At 65.3% G+C, this 23,845-nt stretch carries 21 protein-coding genes, 1 tRNA gene and 2 rRNA genes (1 of these 24 cut by a window edge); 10 read left to right on the top strand and 14 right to left on the bottom strand.

The window, feature by feature from the left end; translation table 11 throughout:
• The 4 genes from ACZ1J6_RS05855 to ACZ1J6_RS05840 form a co-directional block, all read left to right on the top strand.
• Positions 1-927, top strand: a 23S ribosomal RNA gene (locus ACZ1J6_RS05855) (it extends 1,867 nt beyond the left edge of the window).
• Positions 926-1,075, top strand: a complete 150-nt coding sequence (locus tag ACZ1J6_RS05850; protein WP_465127077.1) for a hypothetical protein — start codon at positions 926-928, stop codon at positions 1,073-1,075. The genes ACZ1J6_RS05855 and ACZ1J6_RS05850 overlap by 2 nt, the downstream gene beginning before the upstream one ends.
• A 5S ribosomal RNA gene (gene rrf / locus ACZ1J6_RS05845) occupies positions 1,068-1,182 on the top strand. Before ACZ1J6_RS05850 ends, rrf begins: the two co-directional genes overlap by 8 nt.
• Positions 1,183-1,389: 207 nt before the next feature.
• Positions 1,390-1,466, top strand: a tRNA-Met gene (locus ACZ1J6_RS05840).
• Between the two features lie 460 nt (positions 1,467-1,926).
• Here the strand turns inward: ACZ1J6_RS05840 and ACZ1J6_RS05835 are convergent.
• The 5 genes from ACZ1J6_RS05835 to ACZ1J6_RS05815 form a co-directional block, all read right to left on the bottom strand.
• Positions 1,927-2,301: a Fur family transcriptional regulator gene (locus ACZ1J6_RS05835; protein ID WP_465127076.1), complete on the bottom strand. Its 375-nt coding sequence runs from the start codon at positions 2,299-2,301 to the stop codon at positions 1,927-1,929.
• A 98-nt stretch (positions 2,302-2,399) separates the two neighbouring features.
• On the bottom strand, positions 2,400-4,529 hold the full coding sequence (locus tag ACZ1J6_RS05830) for a TonB-dependent receptor (protein ID WP_431567557.1): 2,130 nt from the start codon (positions 4,527-4,529) through the stop codon (positions 2,400-2,402).
• A 397-nt stretch (positions 4,530-4,926) separates the two neighbouring features.
• A complete protein-coding gene (locus ACZ1J6_RS05825) occupies positions 4,927-6,291 on the bottom strand; it encodes a hypothetical protein (RefSeq protein WP_431567558.1) in 1,365 nt (454 codons plus the stop codon).
• A gap of 86 nt (positions 6,292-6,377) precedes the next feature.
• Complete coding sequence (ribB, locus tag ACZ1J6_RS05820; RefSeq protein WP_431567559.1) at positions 6,378-7,514, bottom strand: 3,4-dihydroxy-2-butanone-4-phosphate synthase; 1,137 nt, start codon at positions 7,512-7,514, stop codon at positions 6,378-6,380.
• 23 nt (positions 7,515-7,537) lie between these two features.
• A complete protein-coding gene (locus tag ACZ1J6_RS05815; RefSeq protein WP_132266125.1) occupies positions 7,538-8,938 on the bottom strand; it encodes a purine-cytosine permease family protein in 1,401 nt (466 codons plus the stop codon).
• 123 nt (positions 8,939-9,061) lie between these two features.
• On the opposite strand from ACZ1J6_RS05815, the gene ACZ1J6_RS05810 reads away from it, so the two are divergent.
• From ACZ1J6_RS05810 to ACZ1J6_RS05800, 3 genes are read left to right on the top strand one after another with little or no spacing between them, the layout of a single operon-like run.
• Complete coding sequence (locus tag ACZ1J6_RS05810) at positions 9,062-10,099, top strand: LLM class flavin-dependent oxidoreductase (protein WP_431567560.1); 1,038 nt, start codon at positions 9,062-9,064, stop codon at positions 10,097-10,099.
• A gap of 5 nt (positions 10,100-10,104) precedes the next feature.
• Entirely contained in the window at positions 10,105-10,410 is a 306-nt protein-coding gene (locus ACZ1J6_RS05805; protein ID WP_431567561.1) for a DUF1330 domain-containing protein, read from the top strand.
• Positions 10,400-10,795 carry a carboxymuconolactone decarboxylase family protein gene (locus ACZ1J6_RS05800; protein ID WP_132266121.1) on the top strand — a complete coding sequence of 132 codons (396 nt, stop codon included), beginning with the start codon at positions 10,400-10,402 and terminating at the stop codon, positions 10,793-10,795. Before ACZ1J6_RS05805 ends, ACZ1J6_RS05800 begins: the two co-directional genes overlap by 11 nt.
• Before the next feature lie 125 nt (positions 10,796-10,920).
• On the opposite strand, the gene ACZ1J6_RS05795 is transcribed toward ACZ1J6_RS05800, so the two are convergent.
• The 5 genes from ACZ1J6_RS05795 to ACZ1J6_RS05775 are packed head-to-tail and all read right to left on the bottom strand — an operon-like array spanning position 10,921 to position 15,776.
• Positions 10,921-12,360, bottom strand: coding sequence for an NAD-dependent succinate-semialdehyde dehydrogenase (locus tag ACZ1J6_RS05795; RefSeq protein WP_431567562.1), 1,440 nt, complete (start codon positions 12,358-12,360; stop codon positions 10,921-10,923).
• Complete coding sequence (locus tag ACZ1J6_RS05790; protein ID WP_132266112.1) at positions 12,357-12,866, bottom strand: flavin reductase family protein; 510 nt, start codon at positions 12,864-12,866, stop codon at positions 12,357-12,359. The genes ACZ1J6_RS05795 and ACZ1J6_RS05790 overlap by 4 nt, the downstream gene beginning before the upstream one ends.
• A gap of 14 nt (positions 12,867-12,880) precedes the next feature.
• The gene (locus ACZ1J6_RS05785; RefSeq protein ID WP_431567563.1) at positions 12,881-14,359 is read right to left on the bottom strand and encodes an aldehyde dehydrogenase; all 1,479 of its coding nucleotides are present in this window, start codon (positions 14,357-14,359) and stop codon (positions 12,881-12,883) included.
• Positions 14,356-15,174: an alpha/beta fold hydrolase gene (locus ACZ1J6_RS05780; RefSeq protein WP_431567564.1), complete on the bottom strand. Its 819-nt coding sequence runs from the start codon at positions 15,172-15,174 to the stop codon at positions 14,356-14,358. Before ACZ1J6_RS05780 ends, ACZ1J6_RS05785 begins: the two co-directional genes overlap by 4 nt.
• Before the next feature lie 2 nt (positions 15,175-15,176).
• Positions 15,177-15,776 carry an amino acid synthesis family protein gene (locus tag ACZ1J6_RS05775; protein WP_132266109.1) on the bottom strand — a complete coding sequence of 200 codons (600 nt, stop codon included), beginning with the start codon at positions 15,774-15,776 and terminating at the stop codon, positions 15,177-15,179.
• 110 nt (positions 15,777-15,886) lie between these two features.
• Between ACZ1J6_RS05775 and ACZ1J6_RS05770 the strand changes: the two genes are divergently transcribed.
• Together ACZ1J6_RS05770 and ACZ1J6_RS05765 are read left to right on the top strand one after the other, a co-directional pair.
• Entirely contained in the window at positions 15,887-16,543 is a 657-nt protein-coding gene (locus ACZ1J6_RS05770) for a GntR family transcriptional regulator (RefSeq protein WP_243654236.1), read from the top strand.
• Positions 16,544-16,920: 377 nt separating this feature from the next.
• A complete protein-coding gene (locus ACZ1J6_RS05765) occupies positions 16,921-19,068 on the top strand; it encodes a methyl-accepting chemotaxis protein (RefSeq protein ID WP_465127075.1) in 2,148 nt (715 codons plus the stop codon).
• A 63-nt stretch (positions 19,069-19,131) separates the two neighbouring features.
• Here ACZ1J6_RS05765 and ACZ1J6_RS05760 read toward each other — a convergent pair whose 3' ends face one another.
• The 4 genes from ACZ1J6_RS05760 to ACZ1J6_RS05745 form a co-directional block, all read right to left on the bottom strand.
• The gene (locus ACZ1J6_RS05760; protein ID WP_431567128.1) at positions 19,132-19,584 is read right to left on the bottom strand and encodes a tRNA (cytidine(34)-2'-O)-methyltransferase; all 453 of its coding nucleotides are present in this window, start codon (positions 19,582-19,584) and stop codon (positions 19,132-19,134) included.
• Positions 19,585-19,649: 65 nt separating this feature from the next.
• Complete coding sequence (locus ACZ1J6_RS05755) at positions 19,650-20,972, bottom strand: NtaA/DmoA family FMN-dependent monooxygenase (protein ID WP_431567129.1); 1,323 nt, start codon at positions 20,970-20,972, stop codon at positions 19,650-19,652.
• A 112-nt stretch (positions 20,973-21,084) separates the two neighbouring features.
• Complete coding sequence (locus ACZ1J6_RS05750) at positions 21,085-21,807, bottom strand: 4-carboxy-4-hydroxy-2-oxoadipate aldolase/oxaloacetate decarboxylase (RefSeq protein ID WP_134095709.1); 723 nt, start codon at positions 21,805-21,807, stop codon at positions 21,085-21,087.
• Positions 21,804-22,760: a hydroxyacid dehydrogenase gene (locus ACZ1J6_RS05745; RefSeq protein WP_431567130.1), complete on the bottom strand. Its 957-nt coding sequence runs from the start codon at positions 22,758-22,760 to the stop codon at positions 21,804-21,806. The genes ACZ1J6_RS05750 and ACZ1J6_RS05745 overlap by 4 nt, the downstream gene beginning before the upstream one ends.
• Before the next feature lie 149 nt (positions 22,761-22,909).
• On the opposite strand from ACZ1J6_RS05745, the gene ACZ1J6_RS05740 reads away from it, so the two are divergent.
• Positions 22,910-23,833, top strand: coding sequence for an SMP-30/gluconolactonase/LRE family protein (locus ACZ1J6_RS05740; protein ID WP_431567131.1), 924 nt, complete (start codon positions 22,910-22,912; stop codon positions 23,831-23,833).
• Positions 23,834-23,845 lie beyond the last annotated feature (12 nt).

Here is a 23,845-nt window from a genome sequence, read left to right as displayed (position 1 = left end):
CCGACCTGCACGAATGGCGTAACGACTTCCCCACTGTCTCCAGGATATGCTCAGCGAAATTGAATTCTCCGTGAAGATGCGGAGTACCCGCGGTTAGACGGAAAGACCCCGTGCACCTTTACTGCAGCTTCAGAGTGGCATTAGGATAGAATTGTGTAGCATAGGTGGGAGGCTTTGAAGCAACGGCGCCAGCTGTTGTGGAGCCATAGGTGAAATACCACCCTGTTATGTTCTGATGTCTAACCTCGCACCGTTATCCGGTGCAGGGACCCTCTGTGGCGGGTAGTTTGACTGGGGCGGTCGCCTCCTAAAGAGTAACGGAGGCGCGCGATGGTAGGCTCAGGCCGGTTGGAAACCGGCTGCAAGAGTGCAATGGCATAAGCCTGCCTGACTGCGAGATTGACGAATCGAGCAGAGACGAAAGTCGGTCATAGTGATCCGGTGGTCCCTCGTGGAAGGGCCATCGCTCAACGGATAAAAGGTACGCCGGGGATAACAGGCTGATGATTCCCAAGAGCTCATATCGACGGAATCGTTTGGCACCTCGATGTCGGCTCATCACATCCTGGGGCTGGAGCAGGTCCCAAGGGTTTGGCTGTTCGCCAATTAAAGTGGTACGTGAGCTGGGTTCAGAACGTCGCGAGACAGTTTGGTCCCTATCTGCCGTGGGCGTCGATACTTGAGAGGAGTTGACCCTAGTACGAGAGGACCGGGTTGAACATACCTCTGGTGTACCTGTCGTGGCGCCAGCCGCGCAGCAGGGTAGCTATGTATGGAAGGGATAACCGCTGAAAGCATCTAAGCGGGAAGCCTCCCTCGAGATTAGGTATCATAGAGTCGTGATAGACCATCACGTTGATAGGCCGGGTGTGGAAGTGGGGTAACCCATGGAGCTAACCGGTCCTAATAACTCTGTTCATGCTTGATGAATCCCACCATCAATGACAATCCTGCTACCAAGCAGAGCATCGTCAAAGATGATCGGACGATCATCCAGCCAGATATACAGCTCCAAACAGGAGCAGCACGGGCAACATCGATTAAAAAACAGCACGCCGTCTCCATTGCTTGGTGACCATAGCGTCAGTGACCCACCCGATCCCATCTCGAACTCGGCCGTGAAACCTGACAGCGCCAATGGTACTAACGCTCAAGCGTTGGAAGAGTAGGACGTCGCCAGGCATTGAAGCCGGCGTGCTGTAAAAAAACCCATCACAATGACAAAGGGCAAATGCCCTCAAACAGGGCCCCATAAGGGCCCTGTTCGCGTTCATGACGAACGCAGCCATCATCACGCGGGGAAGAAGCACCCCGCCGTCCACGCCGGCACCGCCCGAAACGGACAACAAAACACGCTTCAAGGCTGACACGCTCAGCCCTCAATGGTGACGCGGGGTGGAGCAGCCCGGTAGCTCGTCAGGCTCATAACCTGAAGGTCGCAGGTTCAAATCCTGCCCCCGCAACCATGAACACATCCCCATATCCGCACACACGACAGCCCAGGCAAGCGCGCTCCTATGCGCGCGCCTTGGCGCCGCACACGCGGCAGCAGGCGCCGATGCGCGGAGCACGCCGCAGGGACGGCGCAAAGCGCGTAGATTCGATACCGTCATGGCCAAATTGCCCGCGCGACCGGCTGCATTATGCCTCGCCAGGCGATTGCTATCGTCCAGCGTTCGGCGCTTTGATTGAGGTAGAGGGATTCTGCGCAAGATAGCGTGCTGTCACGAGAGCGGATTCGCCGCTCGGCGCATTTCGGGCAAGCGTATGCGGCCGATGATCGAGATCATCAGGTTTGGAAATCGCAACGGAGGACAGCCTGCTGGGGGCGAGGCGGCAATTTTGGCGGATGCCGAGGCAATGCTGGATGGTGGCGTGGTCACGAGGCGCTGACGGCCTGTCCGCTTCCCCGCCGCAGACACCTTGTCAGGAACGGGTGTCGCCCGTCCGCTGGCGGCATTCGCTGCATTTCCCGGTTGCCTCGACAATCAGCCGGTCGAGGCGAAAGCCGTGGTTTTCCAGGGCGAGGCGGAGCGCTGTGTCTATCTCGGGGTGGTCGTGCTGGAACGCCCGGCTGCAATCGTTGCAGACAAATACGATCGCGCCGGGGGTGGATAGGGTCGGGCAATAGGCGTTGAGCGCCTCGATCCGCCGGACGCGGCCCTGCCGGACCAGTTCGGCAAGCGCGCGATAGACTTGTGCGGGATAGAGCCGCTCTTCCCTTTCGCCGGCAAGGCGCGCCAGGTCGTAGGCGGACGCGGGGGCTGAGGCCTGCTTGAGCAGGTCTTCGACCAGGCGCACGAGTTCGCCGTTGCGCCGGGTCTTCCGCCCGTTTTTCGAGACATCCTCGATGATGCGGGCAGGTGAGGGACGACCTGGTGCCGTCCCTCACCGATGGCTCAGAAGTTCAGGCGGGCGGTCACGCGAATGTCGCGGCCGCTGAGCGGGGCATAATCCTTGAGGAACGACGCGGCGCGGCGGGCGACGACGTCGAAGATGTTGTTGGCCGACAGCGCGAAGCTGAGCGGTCGTTCGTCACCCCAGGGGCGGAAGTTCACTTCGGCATTGACCATGGTGAAGCCCGGCGTGGTGGTTTCGAACTCCGAGATGCGCTTCTGCGCCCAGACATGTTCGATTTCGCCGCGCACGTCGACCTTGGGGGTCTGAACCCCGAGGCCACCGAGAACTCGGAGTGGTGGTATGCGCGGGGCGGCGCCGACGTTCACGATGTTGGCGTGGACATAGTCGCCCAGCGCATCGGCCACGATCCGGGTGCTGCCGATCTTCGCCAGCGTCAAGGTGCCCTGCGCCTCGAAGCCGTAGTAGCGTGCATCGGCCTGGCGGAAGGCGTAGACGGGCAGCCCGTCTTCGACATCGCCGGTAAGGTCCTCATAGATGAAGTTCGAGAACCAGGTGTGATAGGCCGAGGCTTCGAACGTGTAGTTCTCGCCGCTGCCGCGCAGGACGGCTTCCACGCCCCATGACTTTTCCAGCCTGAAATCGGGATCGCCCAGTTCGTAGGCCTCGGTGCCGGCATGGGGTCCGTTGGCGAAGAGTTCCTCGGCGGCCGGTGCGCGTTCGGTGCGGGAGAGGTTCAGGCCGATGCGCCAGTCTTGCGTGAGGCCGTAGGAGGCGCCGAGCGAGCCGGAGAAGGCATCGAAATTACGCTTGCCGCCGAAGAACTGGGCCTGATCGCCCACGGGCTGGGCAGACAAGGCGGTGTGCTCGAAGCGGGCGCCGGCCTCGAACTTCAGCGCGCCATAGTCGAGCTGCTGGAGCGTGAAGAGGCCGACTTGCGTGGTCGAGTTCTTCGGCAGGAAAGCCTCTTCGCCGATCACGTTGAAGTCGCGGTTGAACAACTGGATGCCGGTGGCGCCGCGCCAGGCGCCGTGCTGGGCCTGGGTGAATTCCAGGCGGCCTTCCATGCCCTTGTTGTAGAAAGTGGTGCCGACCTCGCCGTCTTCCTCCAGTTCGGCATGGGAATAGTCCGCATAGCCTAGCCGCAGCGAGACCTTGTCCAGGATCTTGCCGTCGCCATCGACTTCCGCGCGCAGGTCCACGCGGTCCTGTTTCATGCTGAGCCGCGGCGCTTCCTGTTCCTGGCCGGCCTCTGTCGCGAAGCGGATCGGAACGCCGTAGAGGCTGTCGTAGTGGCTGTAGGACAGGCCGATGTTACCGCCGTCGCCGATATAGGCGAGCCCGGCACCGGCGGTCCAGGTCTTGGCGCCCGAATTCGGGAGCTTGCCCTTGACGGCGGCGTTGGCTGCGAAATCGATGGGCTCCTCATCGCTCGGATCGGCAGGCAGGAGGCTGGAGGCGAGTGCCTGCCGGCGCAGCGCCGGGGTGAGCGCGTGGCCACCGATGCGCATGTCGTCGCTCTTGAGGTAGCTGCCGTCGACATGGGCAACCCACTGGCTGGAGAGGCGCACGTCGGCGGATCCGGCGGTTGAACGCTCGTCGGCGGCCGATCCGTATGTCGCGATGGCGCCCAGGTGGATCGCCTCGTCGGGGACCGAGGTCGGAATGCGCTTGTCGATCACATTGACGACACCGCCGATGGCTGACGAGCCATAGAGCAGCGACTGCGGCCCGCGCAGCACCTCGATGCGCTCGGCCAGCAGCGGATTGACGACGACGGCGTGATCGACCGAGGTGTTGGAGACGTCGATCGAACCGAGGCCGTTGGTCAGCACGCGCACCCGCTCACCCTGCAGCCCGCGCAGGATCGGACGCGAGGCGCTGGGGCCGAAGGAACTGGCGGAAACGCCCGGTTCGTGCTGGAGCGTTTCGCCGATAGAGGGACGGATCGCCTGGGTAAGTTCCTTGCCTTCCACGACGGCGACGCTCGACAGCATGTCCTGGCGCTTCGTCGGCAGCACGCCGGTCACGACGATGTCGGAGCCGGTGCTGTGATGGTAGCCGTCTGCGTCACCGTTCGTGCTGCGGTCTGCAGGTTCGGCTTGCGCATGTGCGAGCGCGGGGAGCGCGAAGAGGGCGAGGGCGCTGCTGGAAAGCAATCGAAGTCTCATGGCGGGGCCTTTATGCTGTCAATGATATGGTACGGTATAACGTACCATTACACCCGCGGACGGTTCCGTGCCCGGGCGGCCATCGGGTAGCTCCGCTAACGACATGTTACAATATCACATCGAACTGTTGCGGGATTTTGTCCGGAGCGACCCACAGACCGATGCCGATTTGCTACACTTTGGAAGGTCGCCTGCTCTGTGCGAGCCGCCTTGCCGGGGTGCTTTCGGCGTCGCGGGGGCGTGTGTTTGCATGTAGCGCGTAGGATCAGAGGACCTGCCTGCACGCGTATTCTTGCGCCGATGTCCTACGCTGTCGCGGCATATTCCGGTTCGAAGTCAAAGACCTGCGGCCACCCTATGCGGCCGAACACCGCAAGGGGTGGCCGCATCGGGCGGTTTAGAAATAGTAGCCGAAGATCATCATGAAGGCCGCCTTGAACCTGTCGTCGCCGCCCTGGGCTGCACCGGAAATGAACTGGCCGGCGCCGACGTAGGGATCGTTACGACCGAGCAGGAACTCGGAGAAGACCTTGATCCTGCCTTTGTCCTTGGCCGTCCATACGGCGCCGAGATCGAAGCGCTCGCTGTCGCGGAAGCCGGCGGCGTCCTTCATGAAGCGGCCGTAATTGGCGTAGACGAGCAAGTCGAACGGCAACTTACCGGTGTCGATCGTGCGGCCGATCTCGCCGAAGGCGTAAGTGCCTTTGGCGGCGATGTTATAGCTTCCGTCGAAGCCGCCGACCGAGATCATGTCGTTGCGGCCGGGGTTGCGCGGGTCGATATCCTGCCGCGCGACCAGGGCCTTGGCGCTCCACGGGCCGTGGCTGCCCGTCAGGCTGAAGGCGAAGAGGTGCTTGCTGCCCTCCTTATCGGTGTCGAAATTGTAGATGCTGGAAATCCAGGCCGAGGCGGTCGCTTTCAGCGTGGTGTCCTGGTTGTTCACAAGCGCGTACTGGACGTTGCCGATGATCATCTTGCGCTCATCATTGCGCGAACCGTCCGGAACGTAGCTGTCGGCCTTGGCGATGTTCGTGGAATAGCGCGAGGAATCGGTGCTGATGCCCATGCCATTGGGTCCGCTCGACGGGAAGAAGCCCAGTTCCACGCGGTAGTCCGCGGTCTGGCGCTTGAACTTCATGCCAAGGTTGTAGGTTTCTTCCATGCCGTAGACGAAGCCGAGATCGTCGAGGATCGATGAGCCCCAGTAGCGGTCGTCGAAAGGCACGGGCTGTACGCCCACGGTCACGCTGTCCGTGGCGTTGAGCTTGGCGCCGGCATAGGCGTACATCAGGAAGTTCACTTCGCCGACATGGCCGTCGTAGCCGCCGTTCTTGCCGTAGATGAAGCTGCCGCCGTAGACGCGGTACTGGGCCGCGCCGAAGAAGCGTGTGGAATCGTAGTCGGCCGTCAAGGCCAGGGTGTCGAACGACAAGTGGCTGGACGTCCGGCGCTGGCCCGCGCTGCCGACATCGTTGAAGCGCAGGTCATAGCGGCCGCGCAGGGCGGCACCGATCTTGAGCCTGGCCTTGGTTGCGGCGTCAGCCGGAGGTGCGGGTGCCGGGGCGGGCGGCGCCGCCTCGACCTTCGGCGTTTCCGCAGCGGCAACTCCGGGGGCGGGCCCAGGGGCAGGCCCGGGGGTGGCCGAGGAGACGGCGACCTGTGCGGCACAGCTGTCTGCGGATGCAGTGCAGTCGGCAGGCGCATGATCGAGGGTGCCCGGCGCGGATGCGGCCAGGACGACGGGAACGAGAACGGGGAGCATGACTCTTCCTTGGCGACAGGGCGGCCGCAGCGAGGATGACGGGAATGTCGAATATGCGTTTTAGGCGGCGCCTGGGCGCTCCGGCTTCAGAGTCCCGGTTTTATTGGCCGCTCGCCTTCGATGGAGAGGCCGTAGCCCGCCAGCGCCACCGGAGTTCGGTGCGTGTTGGTCAGCAGCGTCATCTTCTCGATGCCGAGGTCCGTCAGGATCATGGCGCCCACGCCGTAGTCGCGCAGTTCGTCCATGTCGGCGGGCGAGAGCGTGCCCGCCTGCGCTTTCAGGGCCATGGTGAAGCGATCGTTGCGCGCCCGGTTGATGGCGATCACCACGCCCGCACCTTCTTCGGCAATCGCCTGCATGGCGCTTTCGAGCACGCCCGATCCGCTGCTCTGCGCGGCGAAGATGTCGGTGAGCGTGGAAATTACATGCATGCGCACGAGCGTCGGCCTGGCTGGGTCGATCCTGCCTTTCACGAGCGCGATCTGTTCCGTGTCGGTGGCGCGGTTGCGGTAGGTGATCGCCTGCCAGTCTCCGCCCCAGCGGCTGTTGAAACTGGCCTGCGCGGTACGCTCCACTAGGGTGTCATGGCGGCGACGATAGGCGATGAGGTCGCGGATCGTTCCGACCTTGAGGCCGTGGAGCCGGGAAAAGGCGATGAGGTCGTCGAGCCGTGCCATCGTGCCGTCCTCTTTCATGATCTCGCAGATCACGCCCGAGGGGTTGAGGCCCGCCAGCCTGGCGACATCGACGGCCGCCTCGGTATGGCCCGCCCGGACCAGCACACCGCCTTCGCGGGCGATGAGGGGGAAGACGTGGCCGGGCGTGACGATTTCGTCGCTGCCCTTGGTCCCGTCGATGGCGACGGCGATGGTCCGCGCGCGGTCCGCCGCCGAAATGCCGGTGGTGACGCCGACGCGGGCCTCGATCGAAGTGGTGAAGGCGGTGCCGTGCTTCGTGCCGTTGCGGGCGCTCATCAGGCCGATGCCGAGCTGGCTGACGCGGCTTTCGGTCATGGCCAGGCAGATCAGTCCCTTGCCGTAGCGCGCCATGAAGTTGATCTTCTCGGGCGTGGCCATCTGCGCGGGGATGACGAGGTCCCCCTCGTTCTCGCGGTCCTCGTCATCGACGAGGATGAACATGCGGCCGTTTCTGGCCTCGTCGATGATTTCCTCCGCAGTCGAGAGGAAGCTCTTGTTCTCATGCTCCAGGGCTATCGTGGCCATGTCGCTCTCCCAGGTGTGCGTGTTCATTCGGCCGGGCAGGGGGCGGCGGCGAGATCCGCCTTCCGTCCCGCGCCGAGTGCCAGGTAGACCGCCGTGGTGACGGCCGGTGCGATCAGCCAGCCCACGTCCACGCCGTCCAGCGCCTTGGCGAAGGGGCCGGTGTAGATGCTGCTCGCCAGGAAGGGCAGCTGCACCGCGATGCCTGCGACGTAGGCCGCGGCCGCCCGCAAGTCGATCAGGCCGTAGATGCCGCCGTCGGCGCGGAAGAACGAGTCGATGTCATAGCGGCCCTTACGGATGAAGTAGAAGTCGACGATGTTGATCGTAGCCCAGGGCGCCAGGACGACCATCAGGCCGATGACGAAGCCGATGAAGCGGGGCACGAAATCGTCCGCAGAAGTCGTCGCCACGGCCAGGCAGCCGGCCAGCACCAGGGTGGACAGCACCACGCGCGCCTTGCGGCCCGGCTGCCAGGAGGCGAAGAACGTCTGCGCCATGGTGATGAGGGACAGTACGGCGCCGTAGATGTTGAGGGCGTTGTGGCTGATGATGTTGAAGACGAACAGCGCCATCAGCACCGGTGCCAGCATGCCGGTGGCGCCGCTGACGATGGCCATCGGGTCGGCGTTCGCCGGCGCACCGGCCACGGCTACCGCGCCCAGGGTGAACGAGGCGCCCGCGCCAAGGGCGGCGCCTGCGAAGCTGGCCAGGAAGGGCGCGCGAATGCCGACGCTGGGCGGCAGGTAGCGCGAATAGTCCGAGGTGTAGCAGGCATAGGAAATGTGCCAGACCGCGGCGAGCGAGAACATCGCCAGCCAGCCGATCGCCGAGCCCTGGCCCTGGGTCCAGAGACCGGCCGGCATGAGGGCCACGAGGTTGACGAAGGCGAAGATCAGGCCGGCCCCCATGAACCACATGCCGACACGGTTGAGCATGTGGATCACGTTGTAGCCCAGGATGCCGATCCCGGCTGCGGCCAGGGCGCAAAGCACGGCGCCGACCGGCAGACCCACCGCGGGCTGCAGCGCATGGACCGACTTTGCGGCCAGCACGATGTTGGAGATGAAGAAGCCGACGTAGAGCAGGGTGGCGAACGTTACCACCAGCAGCGCGCCGTAGCGGCCGAACTGCCCGCGGCTCTGGATCATCTGCGCCAGGCCCATCTGCGGGCCCTGCGCGGAACAGGCACCCAGTACCAGAGCGCCCACGAGGTGGCCCAGCACGATCGCGGAAATGCCCCAGGTCAAGGGCAGGTGATAGACCTGCACCGCCATGGCGCCCGTCACCACCGGCAGCGGCGCGATATTGGTCGTGAACCAAAGCGTGAAGAGATCGCGCACTTTTCCGTGCCGTTCCGCCAGCGGCACGAAGCCGATGCTGTTTTCCTCGATCACCCCGGCCGAGGTATCACCCGCTTTACCCATGCTTCAGTTATCCTCTTGCACCATCGTTTTTGTGGTATACCATCGGACGGTATTCTTGCTTCGAGCGAGTCGCAAGAGAAATTTTAAGCCCCGCCACGAGCGAGGCTGGGAAAAGGATGGATGATGAAGTTCTCGATCTTTCTGCACATGGAGCGTTACGACGCCTCGGTCTCGCACCATAAGCTCTTCGAAGAATTGCTTGAATTGTGCGACATGGCCGAGGCTGGCGGCATGGACAAAGTCTGGATCGGCGAGCACCACGCGATGGAATATACCATCTCGCCGAACCCGATTCCGCTGCTCTCGGCCGTAGCCGGGCGAACCAGCCGCATCCGCCTGGGCGCGGGCACCTTCATCGCGCCGTTCTGGCACCCGATTCGCATGGCCGGCGAAGCCGCCCTGCTGGACGTGATCAGCAACGGCCGTGCCGAAGTGGGACTGGCGCGCGGCGCCTATCAGTTCGAATTCGATCGCATGCTCAACGGCGTATCCGCGACGGACGGCGGCAAGTACCTGCGCGAGATGGTGCCGCTGCTCCAGCCCCTTTGGGAAGGCGATGTCGAGCATGACGGCGAGATCTGGAAGTTCCCCACTTCCACCAGCGTGCCCAAGCCGATCCAGGCCCGCCCGCCGCTGTGGATCGCCGCGCGCGATCCCGATTCGCACAAGTTCGCCGTCGCCAACGGCTGCAACGTGATGGTGACCCCGCTCGCCAAGGGCGATGCCGAAGTGGCCGATCTGATGACCAAGTTCGAGAACGCCATCGAAGCTGCGCCGCAGATCACCGAGCGCCCCCGGATCATGGTGCTGCAGCATGCCCACGTCCATACCGGTGATGATGACTGGCAGGCCGCGGCGGAAGGCATCTCGTTCTTCTTCCGCTCGTTCGGCGCCTGGTTCGGCAACAAGACGCCGCCGGTCAACGGTTTCCAGACTGCCGTTCCGCCGATCAACCCCGAGAAGTTCCCCGAGTACGTGCCCGAGACGCTGCGCAAGAACGTCATGATCGGCAAGCCGGACGAGTTGACCGAGCGCCTGAAGAGCTACGAGGCGATGGGCGTCGACGAGTACAGCATCTGGGTCGATAACAGCCTCTCGTTCGAGGAAAAGCGCGAATCGCTGCGCCTGTTCATCGACCACGTCCTTCCGGCCTTCGCCTGACCGCGATGGCCAAGGCCTACTGGATCGCCCGGGTCAATGTGACGGACCCGCAGGCTTACGCCGGTTACATGGCCCTTGGACCGGCCGCCCTGATCGCCAATGGCGGAAAGCTGTTGTCGCGGGGCGGTCGTTCGGTGGCGCTCGAAGGGCCGGAGCCTTTCGAGCGCACGGTCGTGATAGAGTTTCCCAGCATGGAGGCTGCGCTGGCCTGCCATGCCTCGCCCGAATACAGCGCCGCCCGCGCCGCGCGCGGAGGCGCGGCCGAAGTGGAAATCGTGATCGTGGAAGGACTGGAACAGGATGACCGATAGACCGCAGGACGAAAAGTTCGAACGCGGCCTCGCCACCCGGCGTGAAGTGCTGGGCGATGCCTATGTCGACAAGGCGCTCGACGGCGCGGACGATTTCAACTGGGCCATGCAGGAACTGACGACGAAGTACTGCTGGGACGAAATCTGGAACCGGCCCGGTCTCGACCGCCGCAGCCGCTCGATCCTCAACCTGGGCATGATCGCGGCGCTCAACCGCAGCCACGAGTTCAAGGCGCATATTCGCGGCGCGCTGACCAATGGCCTGACGCGTGAGGAGATTCGCGAAGTGCTGTTGCAGATCGCCGTCTACGTGGGGATCCCGGCCGGGGTGGACAGCTTCCGCCTCGCCCGCGAGGTCTTTGCGGAGATCGATGCGCAAGGCTGACGCACGGCGTTGATGCGCAAAGGCATCCAGTTCAAGATGTCATGATCCGGGAAACGAAAAAACGCCGGCATCCTCATGGATGCCGGCGCTTCTCTGTTGCGACCCAAGGGTCCGTAACGTGGGGGTTAAAGCCCGCCCATCATCACGTATTTCAGTTCGAGATAGTCGGTGATGCCGTGGCGTGAGCCTTCGCGGCCCATGCCTGAGGCCTTGATCCCGCCGAACGGGGCGACTTCGGTGGAGATCGCTGCCTCGTTCAGCCCGACCATGCCGTATTCCAGGGCTCCGGCGACGCGCATGGCGCGTCCGATGTCGCGGGTATAGGCATAGGCGGCCAGACCGAACTCGGTGTCGTTGGCCAGACGGATCGCCTCTTCCTCGGTCTCGAAGCGGATTACGGCTGCGAGCGGCCCGAAGGTTTCCTCCGAGGCGACCAGCGCATCGCGCGGAACGTCGGCGATCAGCGTGGGCGGGAAGAACAGGCCTTCCTGCCGCGTTCCACCCGCCAGCAGACGGCCGCCGCGGGCGACGGCATCCGCCACATGCTGCTCCACTTTCTCGACGGCGCGCGCATTGATGAGCGGACCGATTGTCACGCCCGCATCCGTGCCGCGGCCGAGGACCAGGCCCTCGACCCGCTGCCGAAGCCGCTCGACGAAGGCGTCATGGATGCCGTCTTGCACGAGGAAGCGGTTCACGCAGACGCAGGTTTGCCCGGCATTGCGGTACTTGCCCAGCAATGCCCCTTCCACGGCCGCATCGATATCGGCATCGTCGAACACCAGGAACGGCGCGTTTCCGCCCAGTTCCAGCGAGAGCCGCTTCAACGTGGGCGCGGACTGTTCGTAGAGCTTGCGGCCCACCCCGGTAGAGCCGGTGAAGGAGAGCTTGCGCACGACATCGCTGCTCATGAAAGCCTCGCCGATGGCAGCGGCTTCACCGGTGATGACGCTGAGCAGTCCGGCGGGCAGGCCCGCTTCCTCGGCCAGCGCCGCCAGGGCGAGCGCCGTCAGCGGGGTTTCCGGCGCGGGCTTGACGATGATCGCGCAGCCCGCCGCAAGCGCCGGGGCGACCTTGCGGGTCACCATGGCCGCCGGGAAGTTCCACGGCGTGATCGCGGCGACGACGCCCACCGGCTCGCTCCAGACCAGGATGCGCTGGTTCGAACGGGGCGCGGGGATCACTTCGCCCTCGATCCGCCGCGCTTCTTCCGCGAACCAGCGCACGAAGCTGGCGGCATAGAGCACTTCGCCGCGCGCTTCTACCAGCGGCTTGCCCTGTTCGGCGGTGAGGATGGCCGCGAGTGCTTCCTGGTGCTCTAGGAGCAGCGCATGCCAGCGCAGCAGCAGGTCGGCACGCTCGCCTGCGGGCCGGGCGCGCCATTCGGCTTGCGCCTGCTCCGCCGCCTCGATGGCGGTCCGGGTCTCGGCCGCGCCGAGGTAGGGCACTTGCGCGATGACCTCGCCGGTCGCCGGGTCGGTCACGGGCACCGTATCGAGCGATACGGTCCAGATCCCGCCGACGAAAGCCTGATCGCGGAAGGGGTGAAGATCCCGGATCGTCATGCGCCCGCGACCTCCTTTTCCAGGTGAGCGTGATTGCTCATCTGCCCGCGGTGATAAAGCAGCACGCCGCTTTCGCAGCGGTCTATGCGCAGCACTTCGCCCACGAGAATGGCATGGTCACCGCCTTCGTATTCGCGCCAGAGGCTGCATTCGAGCACGCAGCTGGCGCCCTGGAGCAGCGGGTTGCCGAGATCGCTCAGCGTCCATTCCAGTGCCGCCACTTTGTCCGTGCCCTTCGAGGCGAAGGCCATGGCCAGCGCCTGCTGCTCGGCCGCGAGAATGTGTATCGCGAAACGCCCGCCGCGCACGAGGTGCGGATAAGTGGCGGAAGTCAGGGCCGGGCACACCAGCACCAGCGGCGGGTCCAGCGACAGCGAGGTGAAGGCGCTGGCGGTAAAGCCCACCAGGGCGCCTTGCTCGTCGAGGGCGGTCACGACCGTGACGCCCGATGGGAATTCGGCCATGGCCTTGCGGAATTCGGCCGGATCGATTGCGCTTGTCGTCATGTGGATATTTCCTCTCACCGCATCACGAAGGGGTCGCCCATCGGCTGTTCCGACAGGTTGACCCAGACGGTCTTCAGTTCGGTGTAGTCGAGCACGGCATGGATGCCGCCCTCGCGTCCGTAACCGCTTGCGCCGAAGCCGCCGATCGGCGCCATGGCGGAGACCGCGCGGTAAGTGTTCACCCAGACGATCCCGGCATGGACGTCGCGGGCGAAGCGGTGTGCGCGGCCGATGTCGCGCGTCCAGATGCCCGCGGCCAGGGCGTATTCGGTGCCGTTGGCCAGCGCGAGCGCTTCGGCGTCGTCCGAGAAGCGCATGATCGCGGCGACGGGACCGAACACTTCGTTCTGCACCACGTCGAGCTGGTCGGAGCTGCACGCCAGCAGGGTCGGCTCGTAATACCAGCCCTCGCGGCCGGCGTAGCGCTGGCCGCCGGCCAGCACTTCGGCGCCTTCCTCGCGGGCGCGGCCGACCATGCTCTCCACCACGCCGAGCTGCTGTTCGGTGGCCATGGGGCCCATGTCCGAATCCGGGTCGAGCGGATCGCCGATGCGGATGCGGGCCATCCGCTCGGTCAGCGCGGCAACGAAGCGATCGTAGATGCTGTCCTGTACCAGCAGCCGCGAACCGGCGACGCAGCTCTGGCCCGAAGCGGCATAGACGCCCGCGACGGCGCCGTTCACCGCGCTCTGCAGGTCGGCATCGTCGAACACGATGTTGGCCGACTTGCCGCCCAGTTCCAGCGACAGCTTGGCGAAGTTCTCGGCACTGGCCTTGATGACGTGGCGCGCGGTCGAAGGTCCGCCGGTGAAGGCGATGCGGCGCACGAGCGGGTGCCGGGTGAGGGCGGCGCCCGCGCTGGGGCCAAGGCCGGTCACGACATTGACCACGCCTGCCGGGAACCCGGCCTGCTCGACCAGCGCGGCGAAGCGCAGGATGCTGGCGGAGGCATGTTCCGAAGGCTTGATGACCAGGGTATTCCCGGCGGCGAGCGCAGGGGCCAGCTTGATCGCGGTCAGGTAGAGCGGGCTGTTCCAGGGAATGATCGCGGCAACGACGCCCAGCGGCTCGGGCACCGTGAAGGCGAACATGTCCGTCTTGTCGATCGGCAGGGTGCTGCCTTCCAGCTTGTCGGCCAGACCGGCGCTGTAGTGGAAGAATTCGGGGAGATAGGCCAGTTGGCCACGCGTCTCGCGGATGAGCTTGCCGTTGTCCTGCGTTTCCAGTTCGGCCAGTTCGCCCGCATGCTCGGCGATCAGGTCGCCCAGGCGGCGCAGCAGCTTGCCGCGCGCGGTGGCAGTGAGGGCGCGCCATGCCGCGCTGCGGAACGCGGCATCGGCAGCGCGCACGGCGCGGTCGGCATCGGCTTCGTCGGCATCGGGCAGGACCGACCAGACCTGGCCGGTCGCGGGATTGCGCGATTCATACGTCCGGCCGGAAGCAGCGTCGATCCACGCGCCGTCCACCAGCATCTGGAATTTCCGTGTCGTCATGAAGCCTCTCCGGCAGTTATGGGCGCCTGGGTGATCGTAGCGAGGTAGCCCAGGAGCAGGGCATTGGTTTCTTCCGGCATTTCCACCGGCATCATGTGGCGCGCATGGGCGATGACTTCGGCTTGCGCGCCGGGGATGCGGGCCGCCAGTTTGCGGGTCATCTCGGGCGTGGAGCCGACATCGAACTCCCCGGTGGCGACCAGCGTGGGCACCGCGATCTCGCCGAGGCGGTCGGCGCCGAAGTTGTCCTGGCTGGCGAAAAGGCCATAGGACGTGAGGTAGCCGTGATGGTCGTTGCCCGCCATATGGGCGCGCAAGTGGGCGATATAGCCGGGCTGGGCAGCACGGAACTGCGGCGTGAACCAGCGCTCGATCGCGGCATCGGCATTGGCGGCGGGGCCCGCCTGCCGCACTTCGTCCACCCGGCCCAGGATCGTGGCGCGCACGGCCTCGGACCGGTCGAAGACGCCGTTGAGCAGGATCAGGCCCGAAAGGCGGCCGGGAAAACGAAAGGCGAAGGCGCGTGCCACCAGGGCGCCCATCGAGAACCCGATCAGCACCGCCTTGTCGATGGCCAGATGGTCCATCAGCTCGGCCACCTGGTCGGCATAGTCGTCCAGCCTGGCATCGGCGGCCGGCGCGGCGCTTCCGCCGTGCCCGAGCATGTCCAGCGTGATGACGCGGTAGGCATCCTGAAGCGCGGCCTTCTGCGCGCTCCACATGGCCTGCGACAGTCCGACGCCGTGGATCAGGATCACGGGCGGATTGTCTCCGCCCGTGTCCTCATAGGCCGTCGGGAAAGGGTTCGCGCCCACCGTCAGCCCTGCTGCGCGGCCTTCTCCGCGGCAATGGCTTCCAGGTCGAGGTAGCGATTGCCGATGCGCGGATGCACGCGGCCACCATCGGCAGCGCCGAGCACGATCACGATCTCGTCATCGAGCGGGGCGTCGGAAATGGCGAATTCGGCGGTGATGTAGTGCGAACGCTGGCCTTCGTCGTCCTTGTGCATCATCGGCACCTGGATCGAGGTGTTCTGGCCGCCGCGCTTGTTGGTGAAGCTGAGGTAGGACTTCGCATTCACCGCCTCGCGGTAGTGGTTGCCGAAGCGCAGGGTGTGGATCAGCGCCGAGGCATGCTCGATCTCGCCCGCGCCGCCGACGACGGCCGCCTTGCCATAGGCCTCGATCTTGTCCGCGCCGCCGATGGTCGCGGTCAGCTTCTCGACGATGAGCGCGCCGAGATCGGAGGCATAGGCGCGGATCTCGGGCTGAAGGTCTTCCACGAAGTCACGGCCGGCCCAGGGGTTCTTCACGACAGCGGCCACGAGAACGGTGGTGACGGGACGTGCGGCGTCCTTGCCGCCTTCGATGCGGACTTCCTCGACATAGGACACGAGCTTGCGAATCTTCAGAGCCATCGGGCAACCTCCTTGGAATGTTGTATGGTGGTATACCAGAAGACTAGACACATGCAACGGTTGTTGTCATGAGAGTTTCAAGAGTAACGAAACCCTTTGTGGAGGATGATTTGGAACGGATCGAAGCGCGGCCGCAGACTTTGAGGCTCATCGCGCTGGATCGTGTGCGCGACGCCATCATGCAGGGGCAGATAGCGCCCGGCGAACGGCTGGTGGAACGCAGCCTGGGAGACCGTCTTGGCGTCAGCCGCTCGGTGATCCGGGAAGTCATCCGCAATCTGGAATCCGAAGGACTGGTGGAAAGCACGCCATCCGGTCCGCGCCTTTCCACGATATCGCCGGAACAGGCGCAGCAGATCTACGAGATCCGCATGCAGCTTGAATCCTCGGCGGCGGCCGCCTGCGCGGACCGGTCCTCGGCGGAAACCGTCGCCTTGCTGCGGGAGGCGCTGGCGGCGATCGAAGCGGCGCACAATGACAAGAACGCGATTGCCGCGCTCAATGCCTCCACGCATTTCTATGAGGTGATCTTCACCACCGGCGGGCATGAGATCGCCTGGGAAATCGTGCAGCGCCTCAACAGCCGCATCAGCCAGATGCGCGCGATGACGCTGTCGGTCGTCGGCCGCCAGGCTGCGGGGCTCAAGCGGCTTTCCAAGATCGTCGATGCCATTGCCAACCGCAATGCGGATGCCGCCGCCAAGGCATGCCGCGAACATGTGCACGAGGCGTCGCTGATCGCCATCGAGATGCTGAAGAACAAGTAAGGCCGCTTCGGCGCACAAAAAAAGGCCGGTCCCGAAGGACCGGCCGGAATAGGTTTTGGGAGAGGATGCCTGAAAGGCAGGGGCGATATGTCCCCGCTGCGGCCATCCTGCAATTGCAGATTCTGCACTTTCAATTGCCTTTTTGCGACATTTTCGGGTGCAAGCCGCGCAATCCGGCCAAATCGATCGTTGTGTCCGATCTTTGGCATACCATCCTATAATAAGACTGCCTTCCCGTCCGAGCAGAGGACCTCGATGCCGTCTTGCGCTTTTGCAGCACTGTTCCTGGTTTGCGGTCGGGAGTCTTCCGCGCGGGAGGCGCACTTTCCGTGCCTCGCAGCCGCCGCGGCCTGCCAAGACATTCCTGGAGCTGGAAAATGAGAGACGTGTTCAACCGCATGCATATCGCGGGCAAGCTGATGACGGTCGCCGGACTGGCCATCGCCGTGCTGCTCGTCATCGGCTTTACCGCCGTGGTCTTCGAGACGCAGTCCGCCGTCGGCACGCTGTCGGACCAGTCGGCCATCGCCCAGGCCGATGCCGAGGGTAACCAGGTGAAGACGGATATCGCCACGTTCGAGGCGACCGCCCGCACCCTGGCGGCCACCATGGGCAATCTGCACGCCGGCAATGCGCGAGATCGCGGCACCGCCACGAACGTGCTGAGGACGGACCTTCTCAAGTCGAAAGTCGCGCTTGGCGCCTGGACGATGATCGCGCCCGGCCAGTGGGATGGACCGGACGCGGGCAAGGGCGGCCAGCCCGGATCGAGCAGGGACGGCAACTTCCGCCCCTATTGGGTCAAGACCGACGGCACGCTTGCCCAGATCCCGAACAACGAATTGGAAGGATACGGCAAGCCCTTCTTCCGCCAGTCGTTCGAGAGCGGAGAGGGCGCGATCCTCGACCCCTATACTTTCGACGCGGGCGGCCGGACGGTGCTGATGACGTCGATCACCCAGCCGGTGCGCTCGGGAGACCGGGTGATCGGCGTGGCGGGTCTCGACATGGAACTGGGCAACATTTCCGAACGTCTGTCCAGGCTCAAGCCTTTCGGTACCGGCCGCGTCATGCTGCTTTCCGCGGGCGCGATCTGGGTGGCCAACCCGGATGCCGCCCGCCTTGGCAAGCTCTACGCCGATCCCGGTCTCGACGAGGTGAAGGCAGCCATCGCCAAGGGCGAGACGCGGGTGCTGACGGATATCGAGGTGGACGGTGTGGCGACTCGCCGCGTGGTCCGACCGATCGCGTTCGAAGGCCTGAACACCACCTGGGCGCTGGTTCTGGACGTTCCCGAGGCGACGATTGCCGCGCCTGCACGCAGCATGGCCTGGCAATTGGTGATCGGCGGCCTGGTGATCGTCGCGGCGGTGCTGGCCACGCTGTTCTATGCGGCCGGCGGGATCATCGGCCGTCCGATGGCCAAGCTTTCGGGCGCGGTGGACCGCCTGGCCAAGGGCGAGCACTGCGCCATTCCCGAACTGGGCCGCGAGGACGAGATCGGCACCATGGCCCGCGCCGCCGACGTGTTCCGCCAGGCCGCGGCCGACCGCGCGGAAGCCGACCGCCGCTCGGCCGAGGAGCAGAAGATCGTCACCAGCGCCGTGGGCGACGGGCTCGACGCCCTGCGCCAGGGTGACCTCACGCGCGACATCACCGAGGCCTTCCCGGCCGGCTATGCCGCGCTGAAGGACAATTTCAACGCCGCCCTGGCCGAACTGCGCCGCATGATCGGTGCGGTCGCGGGCAGCGCCAGCGGCATCCAGACCGGCTCGGCGGAAATCGCCCAGGCTTCCGAGGATCTCGCTCGCCGCACCGAGGCCAATGCCGCCAGCCTGGAGGAAACGTCCGCCGCGCTGGTGCAGATCGACCAGCGCCTCAAGGCCTCGGCTTCGGCCTCGACCCGGACGGTGCGCCGTGCCGACGAGGCGCTCTCCACGGTCTCGGGCGGACGTGCCGTGGCCGGTGAGGCGGTGGCGGCGATGGACCGCGTCAGCCAGAGCGCCAAGGGCATCGATTCGGTGATCGAGGGCGTCGACAAGATCGCCTTCCAGACCCGCGTGCTGGCCATGAATGCCGCTGTCGAGGCGGGCCGGGCCGGCGATGCCGGGCGCGGCTTCGCGGTCGTGGCCGATCTCGTCTCGGCGCTGGCCATGCGCTCGGAAGAGGAAGCCAAGCGCGCCCGCGAGCAGCTGACCGCCACCCAGACCGACATCGGCACCGCGGTCGATGCCGTCCAGCGCGTCGATGGCGCTTTCGAGACGATCTCGGAAGGCGTGGGCGAGGTCCATGCCCTGCTCGGCCAGATGGCGCAGGACAACCAGGCGCAGTCCACCGCGATCACCCAGATCAGCGTGGCGGTCTCGACGATGGACCATTCGACGCAGCAGAACGCGGCGATGGTGGAGGAAACTTCCGCCGCCGCCCGCAATCTCACCACCGAAGCCGGATCGCTCAACGACCAGGCCGCCCGCTTCGATACCGGCGCGCGCAGGCAGGAGTTCCGTCTCTCCTCCGTCGCCTGACGGCGTATCGCCCCGAATGCCTGCCCGGTTCGATGATCGGGCAGGCATTTCGATGTGCGCCGGTCAGTCCGGCAGGGCTTCCGTCTGCCGCAGCGCCTCGCCCAGCGCGAGCGCTGCGGAGGTCGCCAGGTTCATGGAGCGGACCTGCGGCCGCATCGGGATGCGCAGCCGGGCGTCGCAGATATCCGAGACATCGACGGGAACGCCCGCGCTCTCCTTGCCGAACAGCAGGATGTCGTCGGGCCTGAACGTGAACGTGTAGGGCGATTGTTCGCTCTTCGTCGTGAAGAGGACCAGCCTGCTCGCGCCGATCGTGCTGCGGAAAGCCTCGAAATCGGCGTGGCGCGTGATGGTGACGTGGTCGATGTAGTCCATGGCAGTGCGCCGCACGCGGCGGTCGTCCCAGGCGAAGCCCATCGGCTCGACAAGGTCCACGGCCGCGCCGAGGCAGGCGCTCAGGCGCAGGATGGCGCCGACGTTTCCAGCGATTTCCGGTTCGAAGAGTGCAATGCGCATCGAGGCTCATTGGCCCCGGTCGATGCACCATGCAAGCCCGCGCATGATGCATGCCGACCGGCGTTTCAGCGAAGCCCCAGGTTGGCGGCGAAAGTCCGGCCTTCGTAGTCTGTGCGGAACACCCCGCGTTTCTGGAGGATCGGCACGACCTCGTCGACGAAGTTCGTGACCGAGGAGGCCATGACCGTGGGCGTGAGGTTGAAACCGTGGCACCCGGTTTCGCGCCAGATCTCCTCGAGCCTGGCAGCGACCTGTTCGGGCGTTCCGACGATCTGCGGCATGCCCACCGCAAGGCCCCACTTGATCGCGACTTCGCGCAAGGTGAAAGGACGATCGCCCAGAACCGAGGTGAAAGCCTTCATCAGGCCCTGCGAAGCCTGCGTCGCCTGTTCCTGCATCGGCTGATCGAGTTCGATGCCGGAAAAATCCACGCCCATCGTCCCGGAGAGGCGGGAGAGGCAACCGTCCAGCGGCAGCCGTTCGATGAGATCGTCCAGGTGTCGCTGCGCTTCTTCCTCGGTGCCGCCGAGGATCGGTTGCACGCCGAACAGCACGCCCGGGGCCTTGCGGCCGAGCCCGGCGGCGGCTTCGTCAAGCTGGCGCATGGTGCGCTGCATGCCGGGCAGGTTGGGCTGGATCGCGAAGACCACGTCGCCATGCTCGATGCCGAAGCGCATCCCGCGCCCGGAGGTGCCGGCCTGGAACAGCACCGGCCGTTTCTGAGGGGAGGGCAGGACCGGCCCGACCGTCTGGCACTTGTGGAACTCGCCCTTGAAGTCGACGAATGCGACTTTGGCAGGATCGGCATAAACGCCCGCGTTCCGGTCGGCGAGCACGGCGCCTTCGCCGATCGAATCCCAGAGGCGGTAGCAGACCTCCATATATTCGTCGGCCGCGTCGTAGCGGCGGTCGTGCTCCAGCTGTTCCAGGCCGAGCGCGCGATGCTCGCCGCGCAAGTGCCCGGTCACGATGTTCCAGCCGACGCGCCCGCCCGAGAGATAGTCGAGTGTGGAAAGCTGCCGCACGATCGTCCAGGGGCGGTAGGAACTCGTGGACATCGTGGTCGCCAGGCCCAGATGCTCGGTGGCGGCGGCGAGGGCGGAGAGCAGGACCACGGGATCGTGATTGGGCCAGCAGATGCCGTACTTCACGGCGTCCTCGTGGCTGTCGCGGTAGCGATCGAACACGCCGGGCGTGTCGGCGAAGAACAGCCCGTCGAACCGGCCGCGCTCCAGCGTGCGGACAAGGTCCTGCCAGGCCTTCAGGTCGGCCATGGCATCAAGCCGGTTGTCGCCGGGGGCCGCCCAGCTGAGCACGGTGTGGTTGATCGGGGAATGGATCTGGAAGCTGACCAGATGCATTCGCCGGTCTGCAGCCTTTGCGGTCATTGGCTCTCTCCTCGCAGCTCAATTATGCCGGTTTCCCGGGGGGCGGTTTGCAGGAAGCACCGAAGCCGACGATCGCCGGCCTCGGCACTCCCTGCAAGACCCTGCCGGACCGCTAGCGGTCCCCTCCCCAGGTGCAGTCGTGAATTTCGATGCCGAGTTCGGCGACGATCCTGTCCATGCCGAGGATCCCGAAAAGCACTTCGCCTTCGCCGATGCGGCGGCGGAATTCGACTTCGGCCGCGGCGCGTGCCTCCGCCCTGTCTACAGTCTGTTCTATCAAGGCGCGCGGGATCACCAGCACCCCGTCGGAATCGCCGACCACGAGGTCTCCGGGCTCCACCCGCACCCCGTCGGCCACCACCGGCACGTTGACGGCGGCAGGCCCGCGTTTCTTCGGGTGCTCCACCGAGACGGCGGTGGACCAGACCGGATAGCCCAGCGCGCGGATGGCATCGACGTCGCGCATGGCGCCATGCACCACGGTCCCGGCCAGGCCCTTGCGCTGCGCATATGTGCAGGCGACATCGCCCCAGAGGGCCCCCTGGTGCCCCCCGCCATTGGTGAGAACCAACACGTCGCCCGCCTCGGCCACCCAGAGGGCGGCGTGGATGGCGAGATTGTCGCCGGGGAAATTCCATGCGGTGACGGCGGGGCCACAGAGTTTCTGTCCGGGCGCGATCGGCGTCATGGCAGGGCTCATCAGCCCCATGCGCCCGGCGATTTCACCCAGGCCCTCGTGCAGGTCGGCCACGCCGAACCGGGCGGCGCGGGCGACCAGGGCGGGATCGGGTCTCGGGATCTGACGATAGATGACGGACTTCAGCGGCGCGGTCATGCAAGGGCCTCCGGATTGAGCAGGGTCTTCGGCCGCTCCCCGCGGCTCAAGTCTTCGACGACTTGCGCGATGTTCAGGGCCATGTCGCGCATGCCCGCCTCGGTCACGCCGGCGACATGCGGAGAGAGCAGGCAGTTCGGCAGAGCGAACAGCGGATTGTCGGGCGCGGGCGGCTCCGCCTCGAAGACGTCGATGCCGGCGCCGGCGATCTGTCCCGCCTTCAAGGCATCGGCCAGTGCCGCCTCGTTGACGATGCCGCCGCGAGAACAGTTCACGAGGATCGCGTGGCGCGCCATCATGCCCAGTTCCACGGTGTCGATCAGGCCGCGCGTGGCTTCGGTCAAAGGCGTGTGGATGGAGATCACGTCGCGGCGCAGGATCTCCTCCAGCGGCAGCGGTTCCGCCCCGGCCCCGCGGATCTCCGTATCCGGCACCATCGGGTCATAGGCCGCGACTTCCGCGCCGAAGCCGGCTGCGCAGATCCTTGCCACGCAGCGGGCAATGCGGCCGAACCCGATGAGGCCCACGCGCGCGCCGGTCAGGTCGCCCAGCCGCACCGTCCATCGTTCGTTCCAGCGACCCTCGCGCACCAGGCCGTCCATGTCACGCGTGCGGCGCAGCAGGGCCAGCATCATGGCCACGGCGCCTTCGGCCACGGCAGTGGAATTGTTGCCGCCGGGGGTATTGGCGACGATGACGCCGCGTGCGGACGCGGCGGCCATGTCGATATTGTCCACCCCGGCGCCGTGCTTCACGATCGCCTTCAGCCGCGGCATCGCCCCGAAAATCTCCGGGCCGAGCGGGCTGGTGCGGATCACGATGACGCTGGTTTCGGCGAGCCGGGCGTCGTCCCGCCAGTTCGCCGGTGCGATGATATCGTGTGCCTGCGACATCCGCTCTACGCCGATGGCATGAATCGGGTCGATGATGCAGACGAGCTCGCGAGAACCCATGGGACCTTCACCTCTCCAGCGATATGTATACGTGTTGTTGCTGTTTGGAAGGGTAGGTCCTAAAAATCAGCCGTCAAGCGGAGGGCGGTCTGTTTAATGTATCCAATAAGTGCAAACCGTCTGGGCGATTTCAGGAGAGGATAGGAAGCATGTTCGCAGCGCCGCCCGCCGTCATGGCGCAAGTTTTCTGCCGCATTCCCGACACGCTGCGCCGGTTCGGCGAAACCACCGAATGGGCGCGCGTGCAGCTTCATGGCGCCGCCGCGCCGGTCTTCCTCGAAGGGCCGGTCTTCGACGCAGAGGGCAACCTCTGGGTGACCGACATTCCCTGGGGCCGATTGTTCCGCATCGATCCCGAGGGCCACTGCGAGGTGGGTTTCGAATACGATGGCCAGCCCAACGGCATGAAGTTCCTGGCGGACGGACGGCTGCTGGTGGCGGATCATCACAAGGGCATGGTGATCTGCGATCTGGCCAGCGGTCAGTCCGAGGTCTGGTTCGATCGCTATCTGCTGGAGCCGTTCCTGGGCTGCAATGACCTGACCATTGCGCGTAACGGCGATATCTATTTCACCGATCAGGGCCAGTCGGGCTGGCAGAACCCCAATGGCCGCCTGTTTCGCGTACGCGCCGGCAGCGGGCGGCTGGAACTTCTGCTCGATGGCATTCCCAGCCCCAATGGCCTCGTGCTCAACAAGGCCGAGACCGCGCTCTTCCTGGCCGTTACGCGCGCGAACGCGGTCTGGCGCTGCCCCTTGATGGAAGACGGCGCGGTGGTGAGCAAAGTCGGAACCTATATCCAGATGTCGGGAGGTTCCGGCCCCGACGGGCTCGCCATCGACGAGGACGACAACCTGGCGGTCTGCCATGTCGGCTTCGGCGCCGTCTGGCTGTTCAGCAACCGGGGAGAGCCGATGCTGCGGATCGACGTCCCGGAAGGGCGCTATACCACTAACGCAGCCTATGGCGGGCCGGACAATCGCTGGCTCTATTTCACGGAATCAAGCACCGGCACCATCTATCGCACCGAGATGCCGGTGCCGGGGCGCCCGATCTTCACTGCAAGCGTCTGAAACGTTAGGACG

It is taken from the genome of Novosphingobium sp. BL-S-21 (genome assembly GCF_055521655.1).
The sequence above is the reverse complement of the archived record's forward strand: the minus strand, read 5'-3'. Positions and strand labels throughout refer to the sequence as shown.